At 70.6% G+C, this 12,195-nt stretch carries 13 protein-coding genes; 3 read left to right on the top strand and 10 right to left on the bottom strand.

The annotated features are described in order from the left end of the window. Window positions 1–160: 160 nt before the first annotated feature. Window positions 161–634, bottom strand: coding sequence for a MarR family winged helix-turn-helix transcriptional regulator (locus tag ACTOQ2_RS10355; protein ID WP_440082965.1), 474 nt, complete (start codon window positions 632–634; stop codon window positions 161–163). Between the two features lie 93 nt (window positions 635–727). On the opposite strand from ACTOQ2_RS10355, the gene ACTOQ2_RS10350 reads away from it, so the two are divergent. Further along, entirely contained in the window at window positions 728–1,696 is a 969-nt protein-coding gene (locus tag ACTOQ2_RS10350) for an NmrA/HSCARG family protein (protein ID WP_440099431.1), read from the top strand. A gap of 75 nt (window positions 1,697–1,771) precedes the next feature. Here the strand turns inward: ACTOQ2_RS10350 and ACTOQ2_RS10345 are convergent, their stop codons facing one another. The 5 genes from ACTOQ2_RS10345 to ACTOQ2_RS10325 form a co-directional block, all read right to left on the bottom strand. Further along, a complete protein-coding gene (locus ACTOQ2_RS10345) occupies window positions 1,772–2,785 on the bottom strand; it encodes a nitronate monooxygenase (RefSeq protein ID WP_440099430.1) in 1,014 nt (337 codons plus the stop codon). Window positions 2,786–3,044: 259 nt separating this feature from the next. Further along, window positions 3,045–3,836: an ArsR/SmtB family transcription factor gene (locus tag ACTOQ2_RS10340; RefSeq protein WP_440099429.1), complete on the bottom strand. Its 792-nt coding sequence runs from the start codon at window positions 3,834–3,836 to the stop codon at window positions 3,045–3,047. 125 nt (window positions 3,837–3,961) lie between these two features. Continuing rightward, the gene (locus ACTOQ2_RS10335; RefSeq protein ID WP_440099428.1) at window positions 3,962–4,867 is read right to left on the bottom strand and encodes an SDR family oxidoreductase; all 906 of its coding nucleotides are present in this window, start codon (window positions 4,865–4,867) and stop codon (window positions 3,962–3,964) included. Between the two features lie 106 nt (window positions 4,868–4,973). Continuing rightward, on the bottom strand, window positions 4,974–5,675 hold the full coding sequence (locus ACTOQ2_RS10330; RefSeq protein ID WP_440099427.1) for a pentapeptide repeat-containing protein: 702 nt from the start codon (window positions 5,673–5,675) through the stop codon (window positions 4,974–4,976). A 66-nt stretch (window positions 5,676–5,741) separates the two neighbouring features. Further along, window positions 5,742–7,265 carry a glycoside hydrolase family 3 protein gene (locus tag ACTOQ2_RS10325; RefSeq protein ID WP_440099425.1) on the bottom strand — a complete coding sequence of 508 codons (1,524 nt, stop codon included), beginning with the start codon at window positions 7,263–7,265 and terminating at the stop codon, window positions 5,742–5,744. A 340-nt stretch (window positions 7,266–7,605) separates the two neighbouring features. Here ACTOQ2_RS10325 and ACTOQ2_RS10320 point away from each other — a divergent pair, with 340 nt between their 5' ends. Next, window positions 7,606–8,295, top strand: coding sequence for a TetR/AcrR family transcriptional regulator (locus tag ACTOQ2_RS10320; protein ID WP_440099424.1), 690 nt, complete (start codon window positions 7,606–7,608; stop codon window positions 8,293–8,295). Between the two features lie 82 nt (window positions 8,296–8,377). Beyond that, the gene (locus ACTOQ2_RS10315) at window positions 8,378–9,061 is read left to right on the top strand and encodes a DNA alkylation repair protein (RefSeq protein WP_440099423.1); all 684 of its coding nucleotides are present in this window, start codon (window positions 8,378–8,380) and stop codon (window positions 9,059–9,061) included. 117 nt (window positions 9,062–9,178) lie between these two features. Here the strand turns inward: ACTOQ2_RS10315 and ACTOQ2_RS10310 are convergent, their stop codons facing one another. From ACTOQ2_RS10310 to ACTOQ2_RS10295, 4 genes are all read right to left on the bottom strand, one after another. Then, window positions 9,179–9,649 carry a hypothetical protein gene (locus ACTOQ2_RS10310; protein WP_440099422.1) on the bottom strand — a complete coding sequence of 157 codons (471 nt, stop codon included), beginning with the start codon at window positions 9,647–9,649 and terminating at the stop codon, window positions 9,179–9,181. 13 nt (window positions 9,650–9,662) lie between these two features. Further along, entirely contained in the window at window positions 9,663–10,238 is a 576-nt protein-coding gene (locus ACTOQ2_RS10305; RefSeq protein ID WP_440099421.1) for a helix-turn-helix domain-containing protein, read from the bottom strand. A 136-nt stretch (window positions 10,239–10,374) separates the two neighbouring features. Further along, entirely contained in the window at window positions 10,375–11,286 is a 912-nt protein-coding gene (locus ACTOQ2_RS10300; protein WP_440099420.1) for a carbohydrate ABC transporter permease, read from the bottom strand. Further along, window positions 11,286–12,188, bottom strand: a complete 903-nt coding sequence (locus ACTOQ2_RS10295; protein ID WP_362677752.1) for a carbohydrate ABC transporter permease — start codon at window positions 12,186–12,188, stop codon at window positions 11,286–11,288. Before ACTOQ2_RS10295 ends, ACTOQ2_RS10300 begins: the two co-directional genes overlap by 1 nt. Between the last annotated feature and the right edge of the window lie 7 nt (window positions 12,189–12,195).

Below are 12,195 nucleotides of genomic sequence, written 5' to 3'. Positions count from 1 at the left end.
TGCGGCGTTCGGTTCGCCAAGAAAGACCGGGTGGCGTCGCGATCTGTGACAGCTCGTCGCGGCCAGCGCGGCCACCCGGGGGAGCAGGGGTGATCGGGGCGCGAATGATCTCCGTTTTTCGCCACACCCTAGGGGTGCTTTCCGCGGCGCGGGATCATGATCACAATGAGCAGTCCCGCTCCCGGTGCTCGTCGAGTGCGCGGAGCACGTCGGCGCAGGCCTGCGCGAAGCCGGCCAGCCGCTCAGGCCCCAGCACGTCGACGAACAGGGCGTGAACCATCTCGGTGTGCTCGGGGACGGCCTTGTTGATCGCCGCGTAGCCCTTGTCGGTGAGCCGCACGTCGGGGTAGCGGCGGTCGTTGGAGTCCACTCGCTCGACCAGCCCGCGTTGCGCCATCCGGGTGAGCTGGTGGGACAGGCGGCTCTTCTCCCACTGGGTCGCGGCGGCCACCTCCGCGACGGGCATCTCCCGCCGCTCCGACTCCGTGAGCCGGACCAGGACCTCGAAGTCGGCCGCGGACAGGTTGCACTCGCGCTGCAGGTGCTGCTGCAGGTGCGAGCCGAGGTGCTTGGCCATTTCGATGTACGTGCGCCACATCCGGTCGGCCTCGCCGAGTTCCTGTTCCCATCCCATGACGCCACTCTACCCGTTGCTTGACGTATCAACCTGGCGCTGTATGGTGGCCAGGTTGATACATCAATCTGAACACGTGAGGGTTTTGTCGCTATGAGCGAGCAGCAGATCATCGCCGTGGTGGGTGCGACCGGAGCGCAAGGGGGCGGGCTTGTCCGCGCGATCCTCGACGATCGCAGTGGGCGGTTCGCCGCGCGAGCCCTGACCCGGGACCCGGGTTCGGCGCGTGCCAGGGAGCTGGCCGCGCTCGGGGCCGAGGTCGTCGGGGCCGATCTCGACGACGCGAGCAGCCTGCGCAAGGCGTTCGACGGCGCCCACGGCGCCTTCGTGGTGACCAATTTCTGGGAGCCTCGCACGCCCGAGGAGGAGCGGGCGCGGCCCGCGACCACCAAGGAGCAGGAGCAGGCCGGCAACGCGGCGCGGGCGGGACAGGAGGCCGGCGTACGGCATTTCGTCTGGTCCACGCTGTCCGACACCCGCGGCTACTTCCGGCCGGGCGACGGGACGCCGAGCTTCGAGGGCTCGTACAAGGTGCCGCACGCCGACGGCAAGGCCGAGGCCGACCGGTTCTTCCTGGAGTCGGGCGTGCCCACCACCTTCCTGCAGGCGAACGTCTACTACGAGGCGTTCCGGGACATGTTCGCGCCCCGGCGTGACGAGACGGGCGCGCTGGTGCTGCCGCTCGGGTTCGGCGAGGCACGGGTGGCCGCGCAGGCCGCGGAGGACGTCGGCAGGACCGCGCTGGGGATCTTCCGCCACGGGATCGGGATGGCCGGCAGGCGGGTGAGCGTCGCCGGGTCCGTGCTCACCGGCGCGCAGTACGCCGCCGCGCTGAGCCTGGCGCTCGGCGAGCCCGTCACCTACCAGGCGGTCGGCCCCGACATGATCCGGGCCGCGGGGTTCCCGGGCGCGGGCGAGGTCGGCAACATGCTCCAGTACCTGATCGCGGCCGCCCCGGACATCGCCGAGCTCATCGACGTCGAGCTGCTGCGCGAACTCAACCCGAGGCTGCAGTCGTTCGACACGTGGCTAGCCGCCCACCGCGACACCGTCCCGCGCTGACCGGCACCCGTCCCCTCCCCGCGCGTGGTCGCCCCCGGGTAACGTCGCGGAGCCGTGTCACATCGGAGGCCGTTCTCAGATCGCGGACAGGTCCACGGCGATGTCCGCCGCCGGCGCGTTCCGTGCCCGGCTCCAGGAGGTCCCGGCCCACAGGTGCAGTGCCTCGGCGTCCCCGTGGGCCGCCGCGGCGCGCCGCAGCGGCGCCGTCAGGTGGTGGAGCTGCGGATAGGCCGCAGGTGCCCGGCCGGAGTACTCCGTCATGAACCGGTTGAGCAGGCCGCGCGCCGGACGTCCGGTGAAGGCCCTGGTGACGGCGGTGCGGGTGAAGCGGGGATCGGTCAGCGCCGCACGGTGGACCGCGCTTGCGCCGCTCTCGGGGCAGAGCAGGAAGGCGGTGCCCGCCGCGGCCGCGACCGCTCCCGCGGACAGGACCCGGGAGACGTCGGCGGCCGAGGTGACACCACCGGCCGCGACGAGGGGAAGCCGTGACGCCTCCCGTACCCGGGACAGCAGGCTCTCCAGGCTCATCGCCTCGGCGTCCGCGTTGGTGAACGACCCACGGTGGCCGCCCGCCTCCTCGCCCTGGACGCACAAAACGTCGGCGGCCGAGGCCAGCCGCGCCTCGGCCGCCGACGTCACCGTGACCATCACCGTGGTCCCCCTGTCGCGGAACGCCCGGATCAGCTCGTCCTCCGGGCAGCCGAACGTGAAACTCACCACCGCGGGCGGGTCCGCCAGCAGATCCGCGACCTTGGCCGGGAAGTCGTCGTCGCCTCCGCGCGGGACCCCCAGGTCGGCGCCCAGCCGCAGCGCCTCCCCCTCGATGACCCGCGCGTAGGCGTCGATCTCGGCCTGATCGACGTCGTCGGCCGTGGGCATGAACACGTTCACCCCGAACGGACGGGAGGTGAGCTCGCGCGTCCGCTCGATCTCCTGGCGCATCTGCGCGGCCGTCTTGTAGCCGGCCGCGAGAAAGCCCAGGCCGCCGGCTTCGGACACGGCCGCGGCCAGTTCGGGCGTGGACGCCCCACCGGCCATGGGAGCCTGCACGACCGGAAGCCTGAACGGCCACGGCGCCGGATCGGACATCGGCATCTCCTCCCCCGGCACCCTCGTGGCCTTGCCACCGGCGCCGCGACGGCGAACGGGACCCGGCGGCCGCCCACCCGGGCACACCACGGGCGGTGTCCCCGTCGTCTCCGGCGTCTCCGGCGTCTCCGGCGTCTCCGGCGTCTCCGTCAGGCTCTGGAAGCCTATGCCACCGCCCGGCGCCACCTCGCTCCAGGTCAGGCGGCCGGGGCGGTCCCCGGCGGCACCTCGTGACGTCGTGGAGCCCTGATCGGGGAGGTCACGCGTCGTCCGGCAGCGGTTCGCCGGTCTCCAGCAGCGACTTCAGGCTCGCCAGCACGTTCGGCCAGCCGTGGCTGACCATCTCGGCCATGCTCGATCCGGGCTCGAAGTCGTCGTGCACGATGGTGAGCTTCACGACCTGCGCGGCCTCCTCGATCGTGAAGGTGACCTTCGAGCGGGCCTCGCCGGACAGCCGGGCGAGCAGTTCCTCGTCCCAGTCGAAGCGCTTGGCGAGCTCCGGGGTGATGGTGTGCCAGGTGTAGGAGAGCCGGCTGTAGGGTTCGGCCTCCAGCACGACCTGCTCCGGGTCGCTGATCAGCACGCCGTGGTTGTCCCAGGTCATCGGCGAGCCGACGGACCAGTCCGTGGTGAACTCCGTGGACCAGTAGCGGCGGGTGAAGGCGGGCTCGGTCAGCGCCTGCCAGAGCTTCTGCGGGGTGGTGCGGATGTAGGTGGTGTAGACGAAGGTCGGCGCGTCCATCGGGGTCTCCTCCAGGGCGAGTTTCAGGTCCGCCAGGGCCTGGACCCTGGCGCGGTCGTAGCGGCTGATCCACCGATGGGCGATCTCGTGCACGGGCGCGGCGTTGAGGTAGTGCAGCTTCTCCCGGCCCCGCCGCACGGTGGCGACGAGCCCTGCCTCCTCCAACACCGCGAGGTGTTTGCTGACGGACTGCCTGGCCATGTCGAGTCCGGCGCACAGCTCTCGCAGCGTCTGCCCGTTGCGGGCGTTGAGCGAGTCGAGCAGCGCGCGCCGGCTCGGATCGGCCAGCGCCTTGAACACCTCGTCCATGCCCGCCCTCGTACCCAGGTTGCCGCCTGTCGATATGCAGCCTTTTGGCTGCCTTTAACTTAGGCAGCCAGATGGCTGCCTGTCAAGGCACGCGACCACGACGGGCGGGCTGCGCGTCAGAGGTTCTAAGCCCCGCGAACCGGTTCCGGGTCGGGGGTGTCGAGGAGGAGCTTGGCGACGGCGTCGCCGATGTCGGCGGGGTCCCAGCGGGCGCCCCGGTCGGCACGGGGGCCGTGCCGCCAGCCGTCGGCGAGGGAGACGGCACCGCCCTCGACCTCGAAGACCCTGCCGGTGACGTGCCGGGATCCGGCCGAACCGAGCCAGGTCACCAGCGGCGCGATGTTGGCCGGGTGCGTGGCGTCGAAGCCGTCCACCGGCCCGGCCGTCGTCGTGGTGAGGGCCCCTTCGGTCATCCGGGTGCGGGCGGTCGGGACGATCGCGTTCACCGTGACGCCGTAGCGGCCGAGCTCCGCCGCGGCGACCCGGCTGAGTGCCACGACGCCCGCCGTGGCCGCGGAGTGGTTGCCCTGGCCGGCGCCGCCGAACAGCCCCGCCCCGGAGGAGGTGTTGATCACCCGGGCGTCCACGGGGTCGCCCGCCTCCGAGCGCTCCCGCCAGTGGGCGCCCGCGTGCCGCAGCGGCAGGAAATGGCCCTTGAGGTGGACCCGGATCACGTCGTCCCAGTCCTGCTCGGTCATCGAGACCAGCATCCGGTCACGGACGAACCCGGCGTTGTTGACCAGGACGTCCAGCCGCCCGAAGGCGCTCAGCGCCGTCTTGACCAGGCGGGCCGCGCCACCCCACTCGGTGACGTCGTCGCTGTTGGCCACGGCCCGGCCGCCCAGGTCGCGGATCTCCTCGACCACCTCCAGGGCCGGGCCCGCGGAACGCCCGTCGCCCTCGCGGCCGGTGCCGAGGTCGTTGACCACGACCCTGGCTCCCTGCCTGGCGAACTCCAGGGCGTGCTCCCTGCCGATGCCGCGCCCGGCGCCGGTCACGATCACCACACGCCCGTCACAGATCCCGCCCATGCCAGGCCCCTTTCGCCGCGATCATGCAGAGTTTCCCGGCTGTTCACCTTTCATGTCTAGATGCGATCTTTAACCGATACGGCGAAGCCGCAGGGGCCCCGAGCCGTCAGTTCACGGTGAGGCCGCGGGCGGCGAGGATCAGGGCGGCCTGGGCAGGGCTGACGACCGCTCCGCGCAGCGACCGGAGCCGGGTGTCGTCGACCTCGCCCAGGTCGGCGCCGCGCAGGTCCGCCTTGGTGAAGACCGTCTCGACGATCCGGGCGCCGATCATGCGGCAGTCCTCGAACACGGTCTTGGTGAAGTCGCAGCCCGACAGGTTGGCGTCGTCGAAGCGGACGCCCCGCAGATGGAGGTCTCGGAACGAGCAGCCGGTGAGGTCGGCCAGCGCCAGGTTGGACCCGTCGAACCGGTAGCCGGTGCCCCGGCAGGCGGAAAGCACCGCGCCGATCATGCGGCAGCCGGTGAAGGTGACGTCGGTGAGCAGGGCCAGCTCGAAGCGCGCGCCCGACAGGTCGACGTCGGTGAAGGTCGCGTCGACGAGCTCGGCGTTCGCGAACCTGAGCCCCGCTCCCCCGCCGCCGGTGAAACGCGCCCCGTCCAGGTCCGCGCGGCGGAAGTCGGCCCCCTCCAGCACGCACTTCTCGAACGAGGCCTCCACCAGCGACGCCCCGGCGAGGTCCGCGCCGGTGAGATCGCACTCCCTGAACACGTAGGGCCCGTCACCGGTCAGATGATCGCCGAGCGAGAGCCCGGCCAGATCGACCCCGTGGATCTCCCGCTGGTCCGCCAGCAACTGTGCCGCATTCATCCCGCGATTCAAGCAGCTCGCCCCGACAGAATCCCGGCCGCCGTACTCCGGGCGGGGCCCTCCCGGTCAGGCGGCGCCCGTGTCTCCGGCGAGGAGCTCGGCGGCGGCCTGGCCGCAGACGCGGGAGGCCCCGTGGGTGGCGACGTGGACGGCGCCGAGGTCGGAACGGCCGGGCAGTCCCATCTCGACCACGACGGCGTCGGCGCGGGCGGCCAGCAGGTGCCGGAGCGCGTCGGCCTGCCAGGGGTGGCGGTGCGCGTCGCGGACGACGATGACCAGGGGACGCTCGGCCGCCGCGGCGAGCACGGCCTCGATGGCGCCTCCGGTGGCCGTGGAGGCGGCCAGCCGGGTGACCGTGGTGCCGGGGAGGAGCTTGCCGAGCGGCTCGCCGACGCCCCACGGGGTGTCCTTCTCGATGGCGAGGTTCATCTCGGGGGCGAGCTCGACGACGTGCGGCGGGGCGGCCAGCGGGAACACCGCGGCCGCGGAGCGGCGGGTGATCCGCAGCGCCCGCCGGGCGGCGGCCAGGCCGATCGACGGGGTGCCGGGACGGCCCGAGGCGCCGGGGTCCGAGAGCGCGCTCCGGCGGGTGGTCGTGGTCCAGAGGGCGAGCTCGCAGACGCGCCGGGAGGCGTCGGCGAGCCGTTCCTCGGAGAGCCTTCCCTCGATCACGGCGTCCACGATCGCGTCGCGGATCCCGATCGCGGTCTCCTCCCCCGCGTGCTCGCCGCCCACGCAGATCGCGTCGGCGCCCGCGGCGACGGCGAGGACCGAGGCCCCGCCGATGCCGTACGGGCCGGAGACGGCGGCCATCTCGATGCCGTCGGTGACGATGACGCCCTCGAATCCCAGCTCGACCCTGAGCAGGTCGTGCAGGACCGGGCGGCTGAGGGTGGCGGGCATCGCGGGGTCCAGGGCGGAGACGAGCAGGTGCCCGGTCATGACCGTGCGCACCCCCTGCTCGACGGCCGCGCGAAAGGGCCGCAGCGCCACGTCGCGCAGCTCGCCGGGGGGCGCGGCGACGAGAGGCACGCCGTGGTGGGAGTCGACCGAGGTGTCGCCGTGGCCGGGGAAGTGCTTGGCGCAGGCGGCCACTCCCGCCGACTGCATGCCCCGGATCCAGGCGGTGGTGTGCCGGGCGACGAGGTCGGGATCCGCGCCGAAGGAGCGCAGGCCGATCACCGGGTTGTCGGGGTTGGAGTTCACGTCGGCCGAGGGGGCGAAGTTGAGGTTGACGCCCGCCCGGGCCAGGTCACGGCCGAGGTCGGCGGCGAGTTCCTCGGTGAGGCCGGTGTCGTCGACCACGCCGAGGGCGAAGTTGCCGGGCCTGGTGCTCCCGCCCGCGGCCTCCAGGCGGGTGACCTCGCCAGACTCCTCGTCGATGCCGACCAGGACCTGGGGGTTCTCCTCCCGGAGCGCGGCCGTGAGGTCGGCCACCTGGGAGGGGGTGGCGATGTTCCTGGAGAACAGCACCGCTCCGGCCAGCCCCTCGCCGAGCCGGCGTCGGAGCCAGTCGGGCGGGGACTTGCCCTCGAAGCCGGGAAAGACCACCGTCTCCGCCAGGCGGAGCAGCTCTGGGCCGCGCTTCATTCACCCCTCCTCGCCTGACGGCCGGTCGGCTTTCCCGCCGAAGACGCGCAGACACCACGTTGTACCGGACCCCTGGGGAAAGCGCTCCCACAGCGGCTTTGCGCAAATCTAATAGGAAAGTTTCCTAATTGCTAGTGGGCTGACCATAGGCCTTCGGCTCATGATTTTGCAGATCGGGACGATGGACGAGTGTGAGGTCCGCTGATACGGAGCCGGGAACGAGAGCCGTCCGCCGCCCGCCCGGCGGCGAGTGCCGCAAGCGTTCGGCCAGAGCCGGGAACAGGAGTCAGCTGGCGCGTTCCGGTGAACAAGCGATTGCGCAAGGGCTCATAATGGGGGCGTGAACACGCGAAAGAACTCCGGCGGCGCGACCACCACCCCGGTCAGGCGCCAGGGCGGGACCAGGCGCGCGGCCACATCCGGCCCCGCCTCGGAGCGCCGCGACCATCTCGTCAAGCTCGCCGCCGAACTCTTCGCCCGCAAGGGCTTCCAGGCGACCACCGTCCGGGAGATCGCGGAGGAGGCCGGCATCCTGTCCGGAAGCCTCTACCACCACTTCGACTCCAAGGAGACGATCGTCGACGAGGTGCTGACCACCTTCCTCGACGACCTCGTCGGCCGTTACCGCACCGCCCTGGACCGAAGCGGCGACCCCCGCACGATCCTCTCAGAGATGGTGCGCATCGGGTTCGGCACGCTGGAGCCGCACCGCGCGGCGATCACCGTCATGCAGAACGACTGGAACTACCTGAGGTCCCTGCCCGGCGACCGTTTCGACTACCTGGTCAAGGCCGAGGACGAGGTCGAGCGCATGTGGGTCGAGCAGATCAAGCTCGGCCAGGCAGACGGCCTGTTCCGTGCCGACGTCGACCCCAAGCTCACCTACCGCATGATCCGCGACACCATCTGGGTGGCGGTGCGCTGGTTCCGCCCGGGAGGCCGCCTCAACACCACCGGCCTCGCCGAGCACTACATCACCGTCCTGTTCGACGGCCTCGCGACCGGCGAGCGGAGCAGCCAGAAGGCATGACGCCCGCGGAACCCGGCGCGGCGAGCGGCGCGGCCTGTGAGAATCAAGCGTCCGCGAAGCGAACGGGAAGTGGTGGGCGAGCATGGAGATACTGCAGAAGGCCGTGCGAATGGCGCTCACCGACGTGGCCGACCCCGCCAAGGCCCCGGTCATGCAGGCCTACATGAAGTCGTCGATGCCGTTCCTCGGCGTGCAGGCCGCTCCCCGCCGCGCCGCGCTGAAGCGGGTCTTCGCCGACTATCCCGTCGACACGGCGTCCGCGTGGCGGGAGGCGACGCTGGCCCTGTGGCGCGGGGCCGAATACCGCGAGGAGCGTTACGCGGCGATCGAGCTGACCGGCTTCCGCCTCTATCGCGCCTTCCAGACGCTCGACGCGCTGCCGGCGTACGAGGAGATGATCGTCACCGGAGCCTGGTGGGACTACGTCGACGAGCTCGCCGTCCACCGCGTCGGCGGCCTGCTCGCGGCCTTCCCCGACACCATGCGCCCCCTCATGCTCCGCTGGGCCCGCGGCACCGACCTGTGGAAGCGCCGCACGGCCATCCTCAGCCAGAACCGCTTCAAGTCCGCCACCGACACCGGCCTGCTGTACGCCTGCATCGAGCCGAGCCTGTCCGACAACGACTTCTTCGCCCGCAAGGCGATCGGCTGGGCCCTGCGCGAGTACGCCAAGACGAACCCCGGCGAGGTCGTCCGCTACGTCGACCACACCCGCATCAGCGGCCTGAGCCGCCGCGAGGCACTGAAGAACCTCCCGAACCGATGACCCGGGCACCGCGTCGGCGTCATCTCCCCAGAAAGACCGTGCTCCGCCCTTCCGGACCCCGACATGCCGGTCCTGCGGCGAACGGTGATCCCGGTGATCACTGTCCGCGGAGCGCTTCTACGGGAAGAGGTCGAGTCGCGGCACAAGGCGTTCGCAGAAGTCGATGATCTCGGCTGTCCATGTGGTCGCCTCGTCGAGTTCGTCGCCGGTGACCGCCTCACTGGGCTGGCCGGAGTATTCGAGGACGTTTCTTCTGCGCCGCATGTGGTCGAGCCGACGGAGAGGGGCACCTTCCCTCGTCTGCCCGAACTGAGCCGTGACGGCTTCTCTGAGGGCGATGTGACCACCGGCGGACGTGGCACGCAGCCCCTGGGCCTGCAGGAGCGCGGCGGAAGCCTTCCGCGCGGCGTCGTAGCAGAGGGCGTACGCGCCGTCGGGGTCGGCGTCACGGATCAGCTCCACCGATTCGAGATGATTTCGCGCCGATTCGAGCATCGACTCGGCCATGTGATCGGCCAGAGGAACGCTTTGGAGCTCACGATTGTCGAGAAGCTTGCGGATCGCGGCTTCGCCGATGGTCCACTGCACTGCCGATCTCCCTCTAGACCTCCACCACGACCGTCGGCCCGCTCGCGATCTCGCGGAGCAGGCCTTCGCCGCCAGACTCCCACGCGGATACGCTCCGTAACACCGGATTCACGGAAATACCCAGACGACGCTCGGCTCGCTCCGCCGCGTCGTAGACGTCCCCCCGGGATGGCGAGCCGATGACCAGGAGGTCCACGTCGTTGGGCTGGGGACCGGGCCGGCCGTGATAGCGCGCGGCCCAGGAGCCGAAGATGACGAGCCGTTCGACCCCGGACACCGACGCGAACTCCTCGGAGATGATCGCGGGAGGACCGAAGGTGACGGCCAGCAGTTGCGCCAGTGGCCGCGAGGCGGCGGTCTCGTTGTTGGCCCTGACAAGCCGCGCTCTGCCTATCTTGCGCTCCCGGAGGAGACCGGCGCGCACGAGGCGATGAACCTCGCGCTGGACGGTGGGAAGAGGAGAGCCGAGTAAACCGGCCAGATCGGTGATCGTGAACTCCTCGTCGGCGGCCAGGAACAGGTGGGCCAGAAGGCGTGCCTGGAGTCGTGACCGGAAGATGGGCATGAGCTCGGGAGCCAACGCTCTCATATAGCTGACGATAACTCTCGTTATTCGAGAGCGTCAACGACGCCGATTCAGAATGTCGCGGAGAGGGCCCCGGCGGGAGAGAGCGCGGCGGCGTGCCCGGTGCCGGTGGGGGCGATCAGGACCGGGACGGCGGCCACTACTTGAGCGCGCCCGCGGTGAGGCCCTTCTGGATCTGGCTCTGGAAGAGCGTGTAGACGATCAGCATCGGCAGGATGGCCATGCTCAGCGCGGCGAACAGGGCCGACCAGTCGGCGTCGTAGCCCGCGGCCGTGGAGATGTCGGCGATGCCCTGGGTGAGCACCCACTTGTCCCGGTCGGAGTTGAGCAGCACCAGGGGCAGCTGGTACTGGTTCCACTGGCCGAGCACGTTGAAGATGGTCACGCTGACGATGCCCGGCTTCGCCATCGGCAGCATGATCTGGAAGAACACCCGGGCGTGCGAGGCCCCGTCCACGAAGGCCGCCTCGGCCACCGCCCCCGGCAGCGTCCTGAAGAAGGCCGCGAGGAAGAAGACGGTGAAGGGCAGCGAGTACGCGATGTAGACCAGCACCAGCCCGCCGTGCGTGTTCAGCCCGATGTACGGGCCGATCACCGGGACCGTCCCCATGTTCTGCACGACGAAGAACAGCGGGGTCAGCGCCAGGTAGACAGGGAAGGCCAGGCCGGAGACGAACAGCAGGTAGATCGACCGGTTGCCCCGGAACCGGTAGCGGGCCAGCACGTACGCGGCCATCGAGCCGAACAGCATCGTGCCGAAGGTGCCGAAGGCCACCACGACGATGCTGTTGATCATGTACTGGCCGATGTGCGCCTGCTCCCAGGCGCGGGCCCAGTTGTCGAGGCGCAGGGAGGCCGGCAGCGACCAGGCGTCGCCGAAGATCTCGTCCTCGCTCTTCACCGACGCGAGGAACGTCCACACGATCGGCACGACCACCAGGACCGTCCAGACCAGCAGCGCGACGTGCGTCAGGGCCGACAGGGGTCCCAGGCGCCTCCTGCGCTCCTCGCGGGCCAGGGCCCTGCTTTGGGGAATCACGACGTCCGCCACTAGAACTCGATCCGCTCACGCCGCGACAGGCGCAGGGCCAGCGCCGCGAACCCGATGGTGAAGAAGAACAGCACCACGCCCATCGCGGAGGCGTAGCCGAACTTGAAGTACTGGAAGGCGGTGCGGTAGATCTCCGCCGCCATCACGGTCGTGGAGTGGTCCGGGCCGCCGTGCTCGGCCGTCATCACCCACACGATGGCGAAGACGTCCAGCGCGGCGATGCCGAGATAGACCCAGCCGACCTGGATGGTGTCCCACAGCAGCGGCAGCGTGACCCGCAGGAACAGCTGCGGCCCCCCGGCGCCGTCGATCGCCGCCGCCTCGAACAGGTCGCGCGGGATGGAGGCGATGCCCGCCGAGAAGAGCACGACGTAGAAGCCGACCGCCTGCCAGACCAGTACGGCGAGGATCGACCAGAACGCGACGTCGGTGCTGGACAGGAAGCCGATCGGCTCGAACCCCAGGGCGATGAGCGGCGCGTTGAGCATGCCGCTGCGGTCGGGCCTGAAGACCTGCTGGAACAGGACGGCGACCACGGCGACGGCGAGCACCTGGGGGAAGAAGAACACCACGCGGTAGAACTTCGACCCCCAGATGCCCCCGGTGCCGCCCCGCCCGCCCGCGTTGAGCAGGAAGGCGAAGAAGAGCGCGATCCCCAGCGTGAGGATCGGCATCAGGACCAGCAGGACGAGGTTGTGCCTGACCGCCTGCCAGAACACGTTGTCGGCCAGCAGCCGCTGGAAGTTCTCCAGGCCCACGAGGCGCGGGCTCGCGTTCACCCCGCGCCAGTCGGTGAACGCGATGTAGAAGGCCTGCGCGTAGGGCGCGATCACATAGATCAGGTAGAGCGCCACCGGGATCGCGAGGAATCCCGTGACGAACCGTGTCCTGCCGTGGTTCATCCCGGCT

The organism is Streptosporangium sp. H16 (assembly GCF_051918855.1).
Lineage (GTDB): Bacteria > Actinomycetota > Actinomycetes > Streptosporangiales > Streptosporangiaceae > Streptosporangium.
This window is presented reverse-complemented; position numbering and strand designations above follow the sequence as displayed.

Coding starts and splice junctions, on each gene's coding strand:
- ACTOQ2_RS10355 (WP_440082965.1), bottom strand. CDS start 634: ATGGGATGGGAACAGGAACTCGGCGAGGCCGACCGGATGTGGCGCACG.
- ACTOQ2_RS10350 (WP_440099431.1), top strand. CDS start 728: ATGAGCGAGCAGCAGATCATCGCCGTGGTGGGTGCGACCGGAGCGCAA.
- ACTOQ2_RS10345 (WP_440099430.1), bottom strand. CDS start 2,785: ATGTCCGATCCGGCGCCGTGGCCGTTCAGGCTTCCGGTCGTGCAGGCT.
- ACTOQ2_RS10340 (WP_440099429.1), bottom strand. CDS start 3,836: ATGGACGAGGTGTTCAAGGCGCTGGCCGATCCGAGCCGGCGCGCGCTG.
- ACTOQ2_RS10335 (WP_440099428.1), bottom strand. CDS start 4,867: ATGGGCGGGATCTGTGACGGGCGTGTGGTGATCGTGACCGGCGCCGGG.
- ACTOQ2_RS10330 (WP_440099427.1), bottom strand. CDS start 5,675: ATGAATGCGGCACAGTTGCTGGCGGACCAGCGGGAGATCCACGGGGTC.
- ACTOQ2_RS10325 (WP_440099425.1), bottom strand. CDS start 7,265: ATGAAGCGCGGCCCAGAGCTGCTCCGCCTGGCGGAGACGGTGGTCTTT.
- ACTOQ2_RS10315 (WP_440099423.1), top strand. CDS start 8,378: ATGGAGATACTGCAGAAGGCCGTGCGAATGGCGCTCACCGACGTGGCC.
- ACTOQ2_RS10305 (WP_440099421.1), bottom strand. CDS start 10,238: ATGAGAGCGTTGGCTCCCGAGCTCATGCCCATCTTCCGGTCACGACTC.
- ACTOQ2_RS10295 (WP_362677752.1), bottom strand. CDS start 12,188: ATGAACCACGGCAGGACACGGTTCGTCACGGGATTCCTCGCGATCCCG.